Below are 18,913 nucleotides of genomic sequence, written 5' to 3'. Positions count from 1 at the left end.
TATGCGAACGTCGCCGACCGCGGCAGCCACGCCCCCGGCCGGCTCAGGCGTCGAGCCGCGCGAACTCGTCCCGGCCGTACTGCTCGACGCAGGCGGCACGCCGGATCTTGCCGCTCGTGGTGGTCGGAATCGAGCCGGCCGCAACCAGCACCACATCGCCCATGGTCACCCCGTGCACGTTGGAAACCGCGGCGGTCACATCGGTTTTGATCGAGGCGTACCGCTGCATCGCCTCGGCGGCGGACTCGCCGCGCTCCTTGAGCTCAATCACGGTGACCAGCGCCTCGGTGCCGTGCACCGGGACCGAGATCGCCGCGACGCGGCCGCCGGTGACCGCCTGCACGGTCGCCTCGATGTCCTCGGGATAGAAATTGCGCCCGCGGATGATCAGCAGATCCTTGATGCGCCCGACCACGAACAGCTCGTCGCGGTAGACGAAACCCAGATCCCCGGTCTTCAGCCACGGACCGGCCGGCGTTCCCGGTGCCGGATCGACCAGCGTGGCGGCGAAACATTGCTGTTCGGCCGCGGGCTTACGCCAATATCCGTCGGCGACGTTGTCACCGTGCACCCAGATCTCGCCGACCGCGTCGGGCGGGCATTCGCGACACGTTTCGCTGTCGACGATGCGCACCGTCGGGGAGTGTGGCACCCGGTATTTGACCAGCGCCGTGCCGTTGCCGGCGGCGCAGGGCTGGACGCGGCCGGCCCCAAGTGCTGCGGCATCGAAGTATCCGGCCGGCGAGGCTTCGCTCCATGTCCCGGTGGCCACGAAGACCGTCGCCTCCGCCAGGCCATAGGAGGGACGCATCATGTGGTCGCGGAAATTGAAGTGCGCGAACCGGTCGACGAAGCGGTGCAAGGTAGCCGGTTCGACCCGCTCGGCGCCGCTGATGATGCCCAGCACCTCGCCGAGATCGAGTCCGGCCAGGTCCTTGTCGCTGGTCTTGCGGGCGGCCAAGTCGAAAGCGAAATTCGGCGCCGACGACCAGGTGTGCGGGGCCTCGGCCAGCGCCCGCACCCAGCGCGCCGGCCGCTCCAGGAAGCCGACCGGACTCATCAGCTCCGCGCGATGGCCGCTGAGGATCGGTGCGCACACGCCCAGCACCAGGCCCATGTCGTGGTAGAAGGGCAGCCACGACACGATCACCGCCTCCGCGGGGACGGCGGTTCGCCCATCGACGAAGAAGCTGCGCATCAACTGCTGAAAGTTCACTTCCAGGTTTCGGTGCGAGACCATCACACCGGTCGGAGTGCGGGTGGACCCCGAGCTGTACTGCAGATAGGCCAGGCCGGGCAGGTCGTCGGTCGGCATGGTGGTGCCGCAGTCGGCGTCCAGATTCATCGAATCGATCTCGACGATCTTGGGCACGTCCTCCATCCGCGACCGGTCGACGTATTCGGCGACATCGTCGGCGACCGCCGAAGTGGTGAGGATGACCGTCGGCGACGCGTCGGCCAGGACCGAGCCCACCCGCTCGTCACTCGAACCGCGATGCGGCAGCGGCAGCGGCACGGCGATCAGGCCGGCCTGCATGGATCCCAGGAAGGCCGCGATGTAGTCCAGACCCTGCGGGGCCAGGATTACGGCGCGGTCGCCGACCGACCCGTGCGGATCGAGATCGCGTGCGACGTTCAGGGTTCGGCGGGCCACTTGCGCCCAGGTGAGGCTTTCCCGCACCCCCGCCCAGTCATCTTCGTAACTGGTGAATGTGTACGCCACGTCGTGCGGGCGCAGGCTGGCACGCCCGTGCAGCATGGACAGAATCGATGATCCCGACATCAGCGCCCGTTAACCCGTGCCGTGGGACAGCACCGAGGTGGCGCCGCTGAGGATCTGGGACAGGGGGTCGGCGCCACCGCCGAACGTCGCCTGGTTGGCCGGCGCGGTGACTTCCGCCGGATCGAATCCATGCACCGGGTCGACCTGAACGGGGGCGGTCGCCGGGTCGTCGTTGCGCGAGTAACCCGCGTTCACCCGCGGTATCAGGATGGCGTCCAGCTTGTTCAGCGTGTCCTCCGGGATCCCGATGTAGGCCAGCGGCATTACCAGCGGAAGATGCTTCTCCGGGACCATGATGGTGGTGTCCTTCGCGCCCCGGGAGTTGATGGTCGTCCTGATGTTCTGCGGCGGGACCATGCTCGGATTGGTGAAGGCCACCGCGGTGTGGCCGGTGGCGAGACCTAACAGCGTGTTCGCGAGCGCGAACAAGTTGTCCGGCCGGTCGGGGAAATCGGCAATCGAGTCATAAGCGGCCACGAATCTGTTTGTGTCGTACTGGCTCTCGTACGGCGCCGGCATCGTGTAGTCGAGCGCGGGCACGACGCTGCCGGGCGGGAACATGGCGGACAGAAAACTCTGCCCGAAGGCGTGCCGACCGATCGGATCGCCAAAAGTGGCGAAGTTCAGCGTGTTCGGCGGGGGAGCGGTGGGATCGTTGGCCAACCTGGCCTGCTCGCCGTCGACCACGAATCCGCCCTCCGACAGGCCGATCCCGGTGCCGGGGCCACCGGCGCGGATTGCGGCGTCGAGGTTATTGATGCCGATGTCGACCGACTCGCCGACGCTGGGGCCGTCCAGACCTAACCCGGGTAGCAACTCCTCGCCGATCTTGCCGATCCCCGGGAAGAGCCTCTCCAGCACGTGGCCCTGGACCTGGCCAGCGGGATACGGGACGATCTGGCGCTTTTGGCCCGGGAACCAGTCGGCGCCCTCGCGGCGGATGTACTCGTCGTAGGGGATACCCAGAACGTGGGCTCCGCCCAGGGCGAATGCGGTCTGGTCGCCCGGCGCGCCGGGAGTCGGTGGCCCGCCGATGGGCGTGTCGTCAGCGGTCGCGGCGCCAACGCCGAAACACCCTGCAGCGCCGACAATTACCAGCGCCGTGGCTGTTGCGAGTAGCTTCTGCATTTCTAATCCTGACCGCTCGGATTCGTCTCGTAGTCTCACACAGGTCATCACTAAGTGCTAATTGAGTTGTGGTTCGGCGCGTCCGGTCGATGAGCGCCGCACGTGCGGGCGGGTAAACCTGGTCGATGGCCACCAGTTCGCCTTTCCGACCAGCGCGGCGATCGCGGGAACGGTGATGGTGCGGACCAAGAAGGTGTCCAGCAAGATGCCCACGCCGATCACGAACCCCCCCTGCACAACGGTACCGATGCTGGAGAACAACAGACCGCACATCGAGGCAGCGAAGATCAGTCCTGCGGCAGTGATCACACCCCCGGTCGAACTCAGCGTGCGAATAATGCTGTACCGCATGCTGTGTGGCGACTCCTCCCGCATTCGCGACACGAGCAGCATGTTGTAGTCGGCGCCCACCGCGACGAGCACCACGAACGCGAGCGGGGGCACGCTCCAATGTAATTGTTGGCCCAGCAGGTACTGAAAGAACAACACGCCGACCCCGACCGCCGACAGGTACGAAACCACCACGGAAGCAACCAGATACAGTGGCGCCACCAGGGCACGCAGCAACGCGATCAAGGTCAGCAGGACGACCAGTAGGGTCACCGCGATGATGAACCGGATGTCGTGCTGGTAGTAGTCGCGGGTGTCCTTCAGGGCCACGGTATACCCGGACATCGACACCGTGGCGTCGGCCAAGGCGGTGTTCGGTTGGGCTCCCCGAGCGGCCGCGGTGATCGCGTTGACCTGGTCCATGGCCTCGGTGCTGAACGGGTTCAGTTTGGTCTGAACCAAATACCGCACCGAATGCCCGTCCGGCGAAATGAACACCTTCGCCGCCTTTTGGAACTCCTCGAGCTGCAACAGCTGGGGCGGGATGTTGAACCCGGCCATTGCCGGTTGCGCCGCATCACGTTTCAGGGACAACAGGAACGCCGCTGACTCGCTGAGCCCGGCGCCGAGCTGTTTGACTTGGTCGACGAGTTGGGCCACCGCGTCGGCCAGTTGACGACTGCCACCGGCGAACCGGTTGGCGCCGTCCTGCAGGCTGTTCAGATTCGCTTGCACACCACCGGGTTTGTCCATCCCCATCGTGTGCAGCACGCCGGTGAGCTTGCGCAGCGCGGCACGCAGCCGGTCCGTGGACGCCCTGAGTGCATGCTTGTCCGGATAGTCCTGCAGTTGGTGAGCCAACTCGTTGATCGCGTCCAGGTCGGCTTGATCGCGACTGCCCACCAGCTGCTCGAACGTCCCGCGGGTGCTGCTGCACGACGGGTCGGCATCGCACACCGGGTTATTTTGCAAGGCCGACAATACCGGTCCGATCCAGCCGAACATGTTCTTGGCCGCCGTGAAGTTCCAGCCCATCGCGTTGCTCAACGAGTTGACGTGGTCGACGAGCTGGGCGGCGATGTCGACCTCCCGCACCAACGCGTCGCCGCTGTACTGGTTTTTCGCCGAGGAGAAGGCGTTCTCGAGTTCCTGCACGCTGGCGGCGAGCTGGCTGACCTGGCCACGGACATCGCCGAGGCTGTTGGCCAGCGTGCCGGCCCCCGCCACCAGCCGGTTCAGGTCGCCGGTGTGATCGTTGATCATGGTGGAGCCGCCGGCCAGCAGGGTGCCGATGGCGCCCGCCTGATAGGTGGCCCGGAACTGTTCGGGCACACTCCCGGTGGGACGCGTAATACCGCTGACCGCAGCAACATTCGGCAACTGGCTGACCCGGTCGGCCAGCTGTTCCAAATCGGCGAGGGCCTTCGGCGTCCGCAGGTCATGCGGCGACTGGATCAGGATGTACTCCGGGATGGACTGGTTGACCGGAAAGTGTTGATCCAGCGCTGCATATCCGACGGAGCTGGGCGCGGACGCCCGCAGCGCCTTGCGGTCGTCGTAGTTGTAGCGCACCAACCCGGCGCAGCTGGCCAGGACGATCAACACCAGCACGCTGGCCAGCAGGTTGGCCTTGGGGCGGCGCACGATGCGGATGCCCGACCGCCGCCAGAACCGAGCGGTCAGTTCCCGCCGCGGCTTGACCCAGCCGCGCGGCCCGGCCAGCACCACGATGGCCGGCAACAATGTCACCGCGGCGAAGAACGCCACGCCCACCCCGATCGCCGACGACGCGCCGACCGTCTTGAACACGCCCATCTGGGCGAAACTGATGAGCAGGAAGGTGATTCCAACGGTGGCGGCGGACGCGCCGATCACCTTGCCGATCGACAGCATCGCCTTCTTGATCGCCTGGTCCGAACTCGCGCCCGATCGCAGGTAGTCGTGATAGCGACTGATCAGAAACACCGCATAGTCGGTTCCGGCGCCGGCCATGATGGCGCTGAGAAACACGATCGACTGATTCGAGACACCCGAGTCCGTCACTGCCGAATAGCCCGCGACCACCGCCTGCGCGATCACCAGCGATATCCCAATCGTCACCAACGGCAGCAGCATCGTGACCGCGCTGCGGTAGATCACCAGCAGGACGAGGAGCACCAGCACGGCGATCGCCAGCTCGATCGGAAGCCGGTCCTGATCACCCGCGACCGTCAGGTCGGCCACGGTCGCCGCCGGACCGGTGATGTTGGCGGTCAGGTGGCTGCCGGGTGGTGCCTGCGCCAGGGTGTGCTTGACGAGCTCGGCGACCCGGTTGAACGCGGCGTAGGACTGGGGCGTGCCCAGTTCGCCCGCGACCCCGACCGGCAGCACCCAGGCCTTGTGATCCTTGCTGGTCACCACCGAGCGCAGCGGCGGCGTGGTGACGAAGTCCTGGACCATCATCACGTCGCGAGTGTCGTGTCGCAGCGCGTCCACCAGCTTGCGGTATGCGGCCTCGTCGGCCGGGCCGAGGCCCTTGTCGTCGGTGAGGACCACCAGCAGCAGGTCTTCCGAGCCCGCCTCGTGGAACGCCTCGGTCATCTTGCGCGCGGTGACGCTGGACGGCGCATCGCTGGGCAGGATTGCGAGCGGATGCTTTTGGGACATTTCACCCAGCGACGGCAGCGTCAGGGGCAGCGCGATCGCGATCGCGACCCAGATCCCGATCACCAGCCAGGGCCACCGCACCACAACATCGGCTAGCCGTTGCATACCGTCCTCGCCCCCGGTCGGCGCAGTCGGCTGCGCCCGCCGGCGACGCTCGCCGGCGCAAAGTCACGGCGCGCAGAACCGTCGTGTGCCCGACGAGAATGCGCGCGCCTCGAAAAATCTCTAGCCATCGGGTGGCTCCACGCTACGCAACGCGGCCCCAATGCCCGCTACCGGCGACCCGGCCACACACGGACTTCATAGCGGACATGTAGCGATTCACAGACTTGCGGGCGACCGGATTGTCGGGATGCATGATCGCCATGACCGTGCCCTCCTCGTAGCGGAAGACGTAAATGGTCAGCTGATAGGAATACCGGCCGTCGGGATAGATGCCGATGTTGTTCGCCAGCCCCAGGTCCGCCGCGGCGAGGATGGCGTTGAGCGGAGCGGCGCCGCCGTGCAGGAAGTTCGACACCGGAAAGTTCGGCCGCGGCCAGTTCAACCACGGCGCCAACTCCAGGACGCGGTAGTACGGCACCTTCGCCATGTCCAGACCGGAATCGAAGGACGCCTGCGCCGCCCACGCCGCATCGTTGAACGAGGCGGCGGCGATCGGCACGGTGATCGGGATCAGGCCGGTGAACCAGCCCTGGGTCATGAAGTTGTCCGCGCCGGTGCGGGAGTCTCGGGGAGTGAGCCCGTAATACGTGAGGGCGCCCGTGAACTCGTGTTCCAGCAGGGCAAAACAGGCGAACAAGCCGCCGACGAAGCGTGCGCCCGCCGCGGCGCAGGCCGATTCGAATCGCTCGGTCTGTGCGGCGTCCATCAGAAGTTCGGAGGCCATGTCACTGCGGTCGGACTGCGTCGGGTTGCCCAGTGGAAGGGGGAATTCCGGAAACCCGCCGCCGTTGTTGTCCGCGAAGTCGATCCACGCGCGCACGCCGGGCGAATCCAGCGTCAGCGCCGAGGTGTACTCGCGTTCACGGGTGCAAAAATCGTCGAAGCTCCCGGCGTCGGGCAACGTCAAGGCCTCGCCGCCGCCGCTGAGCGCCGAATACATGCCGTTGGCTTCCATCATCGTCGTGCCGATCAGCGTCGCGTCCCCGTGGACGTGGTCCATCGCGGCAAAGAACGTGAAATGGTCCTCGCTCTGCACGATCCCGAAGGTGAAGCAGCCCCACTCCAGCGGACTCGGGATGGCCACGACGTGAGCGTGGATCTGCTCGACCGTCATGTGACCGTGGTCGATCGGCGCGAATTCGATGTCGGCAGGATCGGCAAGGGTGTGCCGGACGAATTCGCCGTCACCGGTTTGCTCGAACCAGCTGCGGAATGTGTCATGGCGACGCAGGTACGCATTGACGGCACGATCCATGGCCGCCACATCACATTTGCCAGGTAATTCACAGGTGGCGATGATCTGCCGGGAGAAATTCAGCCCCGCGGCCGTCCGTTCGCAGTAGTTACGCAGATGCTGGCCTTGCATGTAACTGACCGGCACGGAACTAACCGGCGCCCGTCGGACCTTTTCGCTGGACCCGGCCGTCGGGTGCCAAGAGGTGACCGAACCTGCGGTTACTGCCCATTCACCGAGTGCGCCGACCGTAATTTTCCCGATGCGCAAAACTACTTCTCCCTCTCCGTCGGCATACAGGGCTCGCGTCCGGCCACGCTGGCGGCGCCACCAAGATAACCCGCCGTCCGGTCACCGTCGCATCCGTGCGCGGGCCACCGCCTACACTCGCTGACGGATCCGGCGGGCCGTTCATTGCGATGGAGCGGTCGGCGCGGGAGGTGGGGGCGGCAGCCGCATTGGTTGCCACTGTGCGGTGCGGGCGCTGCAAATGCGGTGCTGGCCTTCGGGAATGGTTCTCCGAGCACAGCCGGCCTCCCCAAAGGATCGATCTTGACCGGCCAAGGGAGGACAAGCGCATGGCATCCGTCGAAGATCTGGGAGGTCCGGCAGCGGCTTTCGCAATCATCGGGTACGCGGCGCGCTTCCCTGGAGCTGCCGACGCCGACGAGTTCTGGGATGTGTTGCGAGACGGCCGGGATGCGATATCCGAGGTGCCGCGCGACCGCTGGGACGTGGACGAATTCTTCGACCCGGAACCCGGCACTCCGGGCAAGGTGGTCACCCGCCGCGCCGGGTTCGTCGACGACGTGACCGGATTCGACGCCCCGTTCTTCGGCATGTCGGCGCGCGAGGTCAGGCTGATGGATCCGCAGCACCGGATCTTGCTGGAAACGGCGTGGCGTGCGGTGGAGCACTCGGGCATCGCACCAACGGCCCTGGCGAACACCAACACCGGTGTGTTCGTCGGGCTGGCTACCCACGACTACCTGGGCATGGCATCCGATGAACTGACCTACCCCGAGATCGAGGCCTACATGGCCATCGGGACGTCAAACGCCGCGGCCGCGGGCCGGATCAGTTACCGGTTGGGGCTGCAAGGTCCCGCGGTCGCTGTCGACACGGCATGCAGCTCGTCGCTGGTCGCGATCCATCAAGCGTGTCAAGCACTTCGCTTAAACGAGTGCGACCTGGCGTTGGCGGGCGGCGCGAACGTTCTGCTCACCCCGGCGACGATGATCACCTTCTCCAGCGCGCAGATGCTGGCGCCCGACGGCCGATGCAAGACCTTCGACGCGGCCGCGGATGGCTACGTCCGCGGCGAGGGTTGCGGCGTCATCGTGATCAAGCGCCTCGAGGACGCCCTGCGCGACGGTGACCGGATTCGGGCCGTGATCCGCGGCAGCGCGATCAACCAGGACGGCGCGTCGGGTGGATTGACGGTACCCAACGGGGTTGCCCAACAACGGGTCATCGCCGACGCGCTGAAACGTGCCGACATCGAACCCCAGCACGTCGGGTACCTGGAGGCACACGGCACCGGGACGTCGCTGGGCGACCCGATCGAGGCGCAGGCCGCGGGTGCGGTGCTCGGCGCCGGCCGCCAACCTGACCAGCCGCTGCTGATCGGCTCGGTGAAGACGAACATCGGGCACCTGGAGGCGGCCGCGGGTATCGCCGGAGTGATCAAAGTCATCCTGGCGCTGGAGAACGAGCTGCTGCCGCGGCACCTGCACTTCCAGAATCCGTCGCCGCACATCCCGTGGGACCGGCTCCCGGTAGAGGTCGTCACGGAACCGACGCCGTGGGAACGCAACGGCCGCCCCCGCATCGCCGGCGTCAGCTCCTTCGGATTCGCCGGGACGAATGCCCACATCATCCTCGAGGAGGCCCCCGAGCCGACGGTCGCCGCGGCGCCGGCTCCGGCCGAGCCGGAGGGTGACCGACGATTCAGCATCCTTCCGCTCTCGGCGCGCACACCGGGGGCGTTGACGCGGCTGGCCGATGAGTACCGCGACTGGCTGCGCGCGCACCCCGAGGCCACCCTGGCGGACGTGTGCTTCACCGCCGGGGCGGCTCGCGCGCACCTGGAGCAGCGCGCCGCGTTGGTGGTCAACTCGCGAGAATCGGTCATCGACCTGCTCGGCGCTTTGGCTGACGACCGCCCCGCCCCGGGATTGTTCCGCGGCGAATGTCACGACACACCCAAGACGGCCTGGCTGTTCACCGGCCAGGGCAGCCAGTACCCCGGCATGGCCCGCGAACTGTTCGACACCGAACCGGTGTTCGCCGAGACGCTGCAGCGCTGCGCCGACGCCGTGGCCGGCATTCTCGAAAAGCCGTTGCTGGACGTGATTTTCGACGTCGACAGCCCGGACTGCGATGCGATGCTGCAGCAGACCGGCTACGCACAGCCCGCGCTGTTCGCGGTGGAGCTGGGCCTCGCGCGGCTGTGGCAGTCCTGGGACCTGCAGCCGGACGTGGTGCTGGGCCACAGCGTCGGCCAGTATTCGGCCGCCTGCGTCGCGGGGGTGCTCAGCATGCAGGACGGCGCGTTGCTGATGGCCGAACGGGGCCGGCTGTTCGGCAGTCTGCCCGCCGGTGGCCGCATGGTCGCGGTGTTCACCGCCGCGCAGCGGGTCGAGGCGCTGACCGACGAATTCCCCAGCCTGTCCGTGGCGGCCTACAACGGAGCCAACACCGTATTATCCGGGCCGGCAATCGATTTGGAGCGTGTGGTCGCCGGATTGACGTCCGACGGTGTGCGTTGTGACTGGCTGGACACCAGCCACGCGTTCCACTCGGCGCTGCTGGACCCGATCCTCGACGAATTCGAGTCGTGTGCGGATAAATTCAACTCCGCTGCGCCGCAACGAATCTTGATTGACAACCGAACCGGGGCGGCGCTGGGCCGCAGTGTGAAGCTGGACGGGGCTTACTGGCGCCGCCACGCCCGTCAGCCGGTGGAGTTCGCCAAGAGCGTGCGCACGCTGGCCGAGCTGAACTGCAAACTACTGCTTGAGATCGGCCCCCGCCCGGTGTTGTCCGCCGCGGCGCTGTCGGCGTGGCCCGACCCGGCCACGGCGCCGCGGGTGATCACCTCGCTGCGCCGGAACACCGCCGACCACCGGCAGATCACCGAAGCCGTCGCCGATGCCTACGTGTTGGGACACCTGCCCGACTTCGCGGCCCTGCGCCGGCCCCAGGCCCGCAAGCTCGACCTGCCCACCTATCCGTTCGAGCGCCGTCAATACTGGTTCCGCGACGAGCGCGAACGTCCCGAGAAGGGAGACCACGCCACCGCGGTCAACGGCGGACCGCGCACCGAAACCGTCCGTCTGCTCGAGGACGGACGGATCGAAGAACTTGCCACCCTGCTCGACGCGAACAGCGACGATCAGCAAACCCTCAGTGTGCTCAGCAAGCTTGCGGCACAGCACAATCAACAACGGACCAGCCGGGCCATCGGGGATGACCGCTACGAGATCCGCTGGGAGAAATCCGCATCGCCACTATCCGGTCCCGGTTCCGACGAGCGGTCCGAGTGGATCGTCGTCGGCGATGCGGCGGACGTGGTTGCGCCACTGGTCGACCTGCTGACCGCCGGTAACCATCCGCATCGCGTGATCGGCCTGCCCGCCTCCGATGCCGACGAAGAGGCGCTCACCCACGCGTTGCGCGCTGCCGCGACCGCGGATTCGACGCCGCGCATCGTGCACGTCGCCGCGCTGGAGGCCGGGACCACCCCGACGATGCGGTCGCTGTTGCGCATGCAACACCGAATCCTCGGCGGAACCCGGCGGCTCTTCCGCGCCGCGCTCGCCGCCGAACTACGCAGCCCGATCTGGCTGGTCACCCGCGGTGCCCAGCGCGTCCTCGATGCGGATCTGGTGGCCCCTCAGCAGAGCTGCCTGTGGGGATTCGGCCGTGCCGCCTCGCTCGAGTTGCCGCAGCTGTGGGGCGGACTGGTCGACCTCGGTGACGGCACCGCCGATGAATGGGCCGCGCTGATCGACCGCATCGGCACACCGGATGGCGCGACCGCTCGGGAAGATCAGCTCGCGCTGCGCGGCCCGGCGACCTACGTCCCGCGGTTGGTGCGACGCAGCGGGCCGCCGAGTGGGGCGGCGCTGCAACTCCGCAGTGACGCAACGTATTTGGTGACCGGCGGGCTGGGAGCGATCGGGTTGGAGATCGCCGGACACCTGGCCGGGCACGGCGCGGGGAACCTGGTGCTGACCAGTAGGCGCGAGCCGACCCAGGCCGCGCAACAACGCATCACCGCCCTGAGCAAACAGCACGGTTGCCAAATCCGCGTCGTCACCGCCGATGTCGCCGATGCGCATGACGTGGACCGGCTGCTGGCGAGCGTGCAGGCCGAGCTGCCGGCGCTGGCCGGTATCGTCCACGCCGCGGGCGAGATCGGCACCACCCCGCTGGCCGCCCTGGACGACGCCGAGGTCGATCGCGTCTTCGCCGGCAAGGTCTGGGGTGCTTGGCATTTGAGCGAAGCGGCGACCGAGTGCAAGCTCGACTTCTTCATCAGCACGTCCTCGATCGCCTCGGTGTGGGGCGGATACGGCCAGACGGCCTACGGCGCGGCGAACGCCTTCCTCGACGGGCTGGCCTGGCGGCTGCGCGAACAGGGCATCCGGGCGGTCAGCGTCAATTTCGGGCCGTGGTCGGCCGGCATGGCGGACGCGCAGTCGCGTGCCCGACTCGAGCAGCGCGGGGTCAAGGCCATGGCGGCGGCCGATGCGCTTGCGGGCCTGGCCGAGGCGGTGGCGCCCGCCGAGCCGGGGCTCGCCCAAGGTGTGGTGGCCCGCATCGACTGGGGCCGGTTCTTGCCGCTCTACCAACAGGCGGGCCGGCGCGCGTTTCTGGCGGAGCTGCAACGCGAGGTGCCCGAGCCGGCTCCAGCGGTGACCGCAACCGGCAAGACCGCACTGGTCGAGCGGCTCGCCGGCGCACCGGTGCAGCAGCGCAAGAAGCTGCTGACCGACTACCTGCGCGATGCGGTCGCGGAGGTCACCCGCGTCGATGCCGACGAAGTACGTGCGGACGCAGGGTTTTTCGATCTTGGCATGGATTCGCTGATGGCGATCGAATTACGCCGCCACCTCGAAGAAGGGGTGGGCAAACAGATCCCGGCCACGCTGGCGATGGATCACCCCAGGCTCTCCGACGTGGCCGACTATCTGCTGGGCGAGGTGCTCGAACTCGACGACCCGGCGGCTACCAAGGCGCGGCCGGAGCCGGCGTCGGCGGTGACGACGCGCACCGACGAACCGATCGCGATCGTCGCGGTCTCGTGCCGCTTCCCGGGTGCGCCCGACCCGGAAGCGTTCTGGGAGCTGCTGTCCGGCGGCGTCGACGCGATCCGCGAAGTGCCCGAGGACCGTTTCGACATCGACGAGTTCTACGACCCGGATCCGGACACCCCGGGCAAGACCTACACCCGGTATGGCGGGTTTCTGGACGAAATCGACGGATTCGATCCCGAGTTCTTCGGCATCTCCCCGCGCGAGGCCGTGTGGATCGAGCCGCAGCAGCGGCTGATGCTCGAGATGGTCTGGGAGGGTCTGGAACGCGCCGGGTACTCGCCGGGGGCGCTGCGCGGCAGCCGAACCGGCGTGTTCGTGGGTGTGGCCGCCAACGAGTACGCGCACCTGCTTTCGTCGGAGCCGATCGACAAGATCGAACCCCATTTCATCACCGGCAATGCGCTGAACGCCATCTCTGGCCGGGTCGCCTTCGCGCTGGGATTCGAAGGTCCGGCGGTGGCCGTCGACACCGCCTGCAGTTCGGCGCTGGTGGCCGTCCACCAGGCCTGCCAGGCCCTGCACGCCGGCGACTGCGACCTGGCGCTCGCCGGCGGCGTCAACGTCCTGCTCAGCCCGGTGACCGTCATCGCCGCGTCCCGGGCGCGGATGCTTTCTCCCGTCGGCCGCTGCAAGACGTTCGACGCCTCGGCCGACGGTTACGTGCGCAGTGAAGGCTGCGGCATCCTGGTACTCAAACGGCTCAGTGACGCCGAGCGCGACGGCGACCGAATCTGCGCCGTGATCCCCAGCAGCGCGGTTAACCAGGACGGGGCGTCCAGCGGCTTGACCGTGCCCAATGGTGGTGCCCAGCAACGACTTATCGGGACCGCGCTGGCGCGCGCCGGATTGTCGGGCGGGGAGGTCGATTACCTCGAGGCGCACGGAACGGGTACCCCGCTGGGCGATCCGATCGAGGTGCAGGCGGCCGCGGCGGCCTACGGTACCGCGCGCGACGCCGACCGGCCCCTGCTCATCGGTTCGGTCAAAACCAACATCGGCCACACCGAATCGGCCTCGGGCGCAGCAGGTCTGATCAAGGTCGTGCTGTCGCTGCAGCACCAGACGCTGCCGCCCAGCCTGCACTTCGAGCAGCCGTCGCCGCACATCCCGTGGGAATCGTTGCCGGTGCGCGTCGTGGACAAGGCGACGCCCTGGCAGACCAACGGCCGGCCCCGACGCGCGGGCGTGAGCTCGTTCGGCTTCACCGGCACCAACGCCCACGTGCTGGTGGAGGAGCCGCCGCAACGCGGACACCTCGACGGTGACGGTGCCGCCGAGCCTGCCCCGGAAGCGAAGTCGGAGGACCAGCCGAGGGTGTTGGTGCTGTCCGCGCGGTCGCCCGAAGCGCTGGTGGCGCTGGCGCGGCGTTACGAAGTGTGGCTGAACGTGCACCCCGATGTGGACCTCGCCGAGGTGTGCCGCACCGCCGGAACCGGTCGCTCACACTTCGAACACCGGGCCGCGCTGGTGGTGGATTCGGTCGAGGGGGCACGCGAGGCCCTGGCCGAGCTGGCCGAGAACCGGCTGCGGCCGGGTGTCGTGCGCGGTGAGCACACCCACCATCCGACGACGGCGTGGCTGTTCACCGGCCAGGGCAGCCAGCACCCCGGCATGGCGCGCGAGCTGTTCGACACCGAGCCGGTCTTCGCCGAGACGGTGACCCGGTGCGCGGAGGTGGTCGCCGACATATTGCCGTACCCGCTGCTGGACGTGCTGTTCGCCACCGATCGCAGCGGGCCGCAGGACGCCCAAGAAACATTGCGGCACACGTCTTTTGCGCAGCCGGCGCTGTTCGCGGTGGAGATGGGCCTGGCCCGGTTGTGGCAGTCCTGGGGTATCCAGCCCGACGTGGTGCTGGGGCACAGCGTCGGCCAGTACGCGGCGGCCTGCGTGGCGGGCGTGTTCAGTCTCGAGGACGGGGCGCGACTGATCGCCCGGCGCGGCCAGCTGTTCGGCAGCCTGCCCGACGGCGGCCGAATGGTGGCAGTGTTCTACGACGCCAAGCACGTCGAGGAGATTGCCGGTGAATTTCCGCGCGTCTCGGTCGGTGCCTACAACGGGCCCAACACGGTGCTCTCCGGTCCCGGCGAAGACCTCGAACAAGTGGTCGCCCGATTCGAGAACGAGGGCATCCGCTGCACCTGGTTGGATACCAGCCACGCCTTCCACTCGGAGTTGCTGGATCCGATTCTCGACGAATTCGAGTCCTACGCTGCGCAAGTCGAGTACCACACCCCGACGATGCCGCTGGTCTGCAACCGCACGGGCGGCGTGCTGACGGCCCAAACCCCGCTCGACGCGCAGTACTGGCGCCGGCATTCCCGGCAGCCGGTGCAGTTCGCCGAAAGTGTCCGCACGGTGGCGGCGTTGGGCTGCTCGGTGCTGATGGAGATAGGACCGCAGCCGGTGTTGACCGGTGCGGCGGTGCAGGTGTGGCCGGAGCACCTGGCCGCGCCGCGGGCGATCGTCTCGCTGCGCAAGGGTGTGAGCGACCGGCGCCAGATCGCTGACGCGATCGCCGCCGCCTACGTCGGCGGTCTGCGTCCTGATTTCGCCACCCTGCACCGTGATTCGCGGGTCCGGGTAGAACTGCCCACCTATCCGTTCCAGCGTCGCCGCTTCTGGCCGAAGACCACCGGTGTGGCGATCGACGGCCCGGCGGTCGCCGGGATCCTCGGCAGCGCCAAGGACCTCGCGTCCGGCGACTGCGTCTACACCAGCCGGTTGTCGGTCAAGTCGCAGCCGTGGCTGTCCGACCACGTCATCTACGGCACGGTCGTGGTGCCCGGCGCGACGTACGCGGCGATGGCGCTGGCCGCCGTCGGTGCCCCGGCCCGGGTGAAGGACGTGTTCTTCTACGAGCCGATCATCCTGCCCGAGAAGAGTTCTCGTGAGGTACAGCTGACTCTGCATCCGCTGGGCAATGACGGTGAGTCGAAGTTCCAAGTGCACAGTCGCCCCTACGGCGAGCGCGGCGGCGAATGGTCCCTGAACGCCGAGGGCACCGTGCAGACGGGGGCGGGTGAGCCCGCGCCCGACGGCGATCCGGTCGACGAAGCGATCGAGCGCCTGGACCGGATGCGCCCGCAGGAGCTGTTCGAGACCTTCGCCGATCTCGAACTCGCTTGGGGCCCAACATGGTCCGGTTCCCTGAAGTCGCTGTGGCTGGGGCAGGGTGAAGCGATCGGCGACATGCTGGTCGGCGAAGAACTCGCCGAGCAACTGGGAGCCGAGCCGATGCACCCGGTCCTGATGGACCTGTGCACCGGGGTCGCGTTCCCGGCGTTCCCGGCGCTGCTCGCCGCCGAGCAGGGCGTCAACGACCTGTTCCTGCCGTTGCGATACGGGCAGGTGACGTTGCGGGAGAAGATGCCCCGGCGGTTCTACTGTCGGGCCCGGTGGCACGACAGCGAACTGAACAGCGAAACCCAGGTGTTCGATCTCGATTTCCTGGACCGGGATGGCCGTCATCTCGGGGGTATCCGCGAGTTCACGGTCAAGCGCGCACCGCGCGAGGCGCTGCTGCGGGGCCTGGGCGGCGACACCACCCGGCTGCTCTACACGCTGGGCTGGCACGAGGTGCCGCCGCCGGGCGCAGCTGCCGACACCGCCGCGGGCCCGGACGGTACCTGGCTGATCGGCGGATTCGACGAGCTGGCCGCGGCGGTGCCGGGATGCATCCCGTTCGACCGCGCCACCAATCCGCAGCCGCTGGGGCAGGTGCTGGCACAAGCCGCCGAACGCGGCCTGCCGTTCGCCGGTGTGGTGTGGCGCAGCAGCGGACCGGACGCCCCGGGCGGTCCCGCCGCGCGCCTCGAGGCCGAGATCACCCACCTGCTCAGCGCCGTGCACGCCGTGCAAAATGGCGCACAGAACGGCGGAGTGAAATTGCCCGGCGGACTCTGGATCGTCACCGAGCGGGCGGTGGCCACCGAATCCGGCGAGCCGGTCGACGCAGTGCAGGCCGCGCTGTGGGGATTCGGGCGGACCGTGATCAACGAGGAACCGGCGCTGCGCGCCAGACTCGTCGACTGCGACGGATCCCCGGAAGCCGTGCAAGCGCTGGCCGCCCTGCTGGCCACGCCGAGCGGACCGCCTGAGGAACCGGAACTCGCTGTGCGGCAAGGGAAGCTGCTGGCGTCCCGACTGCTGCCGTGGGCCCGCAGCGGTCACCTCGCCGTGCCGCGTTCCGGCGACTACGTGTTGGCACCCACCGAGCGAGGTGCGATCGACAACCTGCGGCTGACCGAGACCGAGGTGCCGCCTCCGGATGAGGGTTACGTGCAGGTCCGGGTGCAGGCGGCCGGCCTCAACTTCCGCGACGTGCTCAACGTGCTGGGTCTCTACCCGGGCGACCCCGGGCCGATCGGCGGGGATTTCGCCGGCACCGTCACCCAATTGGGAAGCGGCGTCACCGGACTCGAGGTGGGCCAGCGGGTCTACGGGTTCATGCAGGGCGCGTTCTCCAGCCGGTTCAACGTGCCCGCCCAGCTGCTGGCCCCGATTCCCGACGGGATCAGCGCGGTGGAGGCGGCGACGATCCCGGCCGCAGCGCTGACGGTGCGGCTCGCGTTCGACTGGGCACAGCTCAAGCCGGGCGAGCGGGTGCTCATCCACGCCGCCAGCGGCGGGGTCGGCCTGGCTGCGGTGCAGATGGCTCAGCAGTGCGGTGCCACGGTGTACGCCACGGCCAGCACCTTCAAGCGCGCGACGCTGCGCAAGCTGGGTGTCGAGCACGTCTATGATTCGCGCACAACGGATTTCGCCGACCAGATCCTGGCGGACACTGGCGGCGCCGGTGTCGACGTGGTGCTCAACAGCTTGACCAATGAAGGGTTCCTGGAAGCGACGGTTCGGGCCACCGCCCAAAACGGCCGCTTCGCCGAGATCGCCAAGCGCGACATCTGGACCCCGGAGCAGATGGCCGAGGCTCGTCCCGATATCGCTTACGAAATCGTGGCTTTGGACACGGTGACCTGCCAGGACCCCGACCGTATTCGGGCGTTGCTGACCGAGGTGTCGGCAGGCCTGGCCGACGGCAGTTGGCAGCCGCTACCCGCCGAGATCTACCCGCTCACCGAGGCCAGGGCCGCGTTCCGCCGGATGCAGCAGGCGCGGCACATCGGCAAGATCGTGGTGCAGATCCCGAGCCCGTTGCAGCCGCGGCCGGATCGCAGTTATCTGATCACCGGCGGGCTGGGTGCCATCGGGTTGCATATGGCGTCCTATTTGGCCCAACTCGGGGCGGGCGACATCGTTTTGACCAGTCGCCGCGAACCGGACGCGCAGGCGCAACGTTGCATCGAGGAGATCACCGAGCGCTACAAAACCCGCATCCATGTCTTCACCGCCGATGTCGCCGCGGAGTCCGACGTGGCGGGACTGTTGGGGCGCATTCGCGCGGAGTTGCCGCCGCTGGCCGGTGTGGTGCATCTGGCCGGCGTCCTCGATGACGCATTGCTGTCGCAGCAGAATCTGGATCGGTTTCGAACCACGTTGGCCCCCAAGGCGTTCGGGGCCGAGCATTTGGACAGCTTGACCGAGGGGGACGAGCTGGACTTCTTCGTCGTGTCGTCCTCGGTGTCCAGCCTGTTCGGTTCACCCGGGCAGTCCAACTACGCCACGGCCAACGCCTTCCTGGACGGTCTGGTCGCGCGGCGCAGGGCGCGCGGTCGGCCCGCCACGGGCCTCAACTTCGGTCCCTGGGCCCAGGGTGGCATGGCCTCGTCGGAGGCCGCGACGGCCAACATCAGTGCGCAGGGCCTGATTCCGCTGGACCCGTCGGCCGCGCTCGGCGCGCTCGCCGAGGTCGTCGCCAACGGCACCGGTCAGGCCGCCGTGCTCAAGGCCAACTGGCAGCGGGCGGCGAAACTGCTGGGCAGTTCGCGCCCGCCGGTCCTCGACCTCGTGTTGCCCAGTGCCGCCGGGGAAGTCGGCGGCGACAGCGAGTTGCTCAAGCAGTTGCAAGAGATCCCGGTGCCGCAGCGCGCGGCGTTCGTGACCGAATTCCTGCAACGCGAGGTGCAGAACTTCCTGCGCCTGGCGCAACCGCCCGCCGCCAGCAGCCGATTCCTGGATCTGGGCACCGACTCGCTGATGGCGATCGAGCTCCGTAACCGATTGCACAGCCAGTTCGGCGGCGCGTTCACCATCAACGCGACCGCGGTCTTCGACTATCCGACCATCGGGGGGCTCGCCGAATACCTGGTGAGTCAGTTGCCGGACGCGGATTCGGCTCCTGCCGAGCCGGATTCGGCTCGGCAGGCGGACGCGGACCCGGCCGGCGGTTAGGCCGACGCCGGC

Annotated in this window: 5 protein-coding genes; 1 reads left to right on the top strand and 4 read right to left on the bottom strand. The window is 68.0% G+C overall.

Annotated features, from left to right (window positions below; all coding sequences use genetic code 11):
- Window positions 1-43: 43 nt before the first annotated feature.
- The 4 genes from AWC25_RS21210 to AWC25_RS21195 all read right to left on the bottom strand — a co-directional run bounded on the left by AWC25_RS21210 (window position 44) and on the right by AWC25_RS21195 (window position 7,556).
- Window positions 44-1,783: an AMP-binding protein gene (locus tag AWC25_RS21210; protein WP_084229150.1), complete on the bottom strand. Its 1,740-nt coding sequence runs from the start codon at window positions 1,781-1,783 to the stop codon at window positions 44-46.
- Between the two features lie 9 nt (window positions 1,784-1,792).
- Entirely contained in the window at window positions 1,793-2,911 is a 1,119-nt protein-coding gene (gene pe / locus AWC25_RS21205; protein ID WP_069398968.1) for an acyltransferase PE, read from the bottom strand.
- Between the two features lie 57 nt (window positions 2,912-2,968).
- Window positions 2,969-5,992 carry an MMPL/RND family transporter gene (locus AWC25_RS21200; protein ID WP_069398967.1) on the bottom strand — a complete coding sequence of 1,008 codons (3,024 nt, stop codon included), beginning with the start codon at window positions 5,990-5,992 and terminating at the stop codon, window positions 2,969-2,971.
- A gap of 142 nt (window positions 5,993-6,134) precedes the next feature.
- Window positions 6,135-7,556, bottom strand: coding sequence for a condensation domain-containing protein (locus AWC25_RS21195; RefSeq protein WP_084229149.1), 1,422 nt, complete (start codon window positions 7,554-7,556; stop codon window positions 6,135-6,137).
- Window positions 7,557-7,864: 308 nt separating this feature from the next.
- On the opposite strand from AWC25_RS21195, the gene AWC25_RS21185 reads away from it, so the two are divergent.
- Entirely contained in the window at window positions 7,865-18,901 is an 11,037-nt protein-coding gene (locus AWC25_RS21185; RefSeq protein WP_085167517.1) for a type I polyketide synthase, read from the top strand.
- Window positions 18,902-18,913: the final 12 nt, after the last annotated feature.

Source organism: Mycobacterium sherrisii (assembly GCF_002102355.1).
GTDB lineage: Bacteria > Actinomycetota > Actinomycetes > Mycobacteriales > Mycobacteriaceae > Mycobacterium > Mycobacterium sherrisii.
Note: the sequence above shows the minus strand (reverse complement) of the source record. Positions and strands in the feature narration are given on the sequence as shown.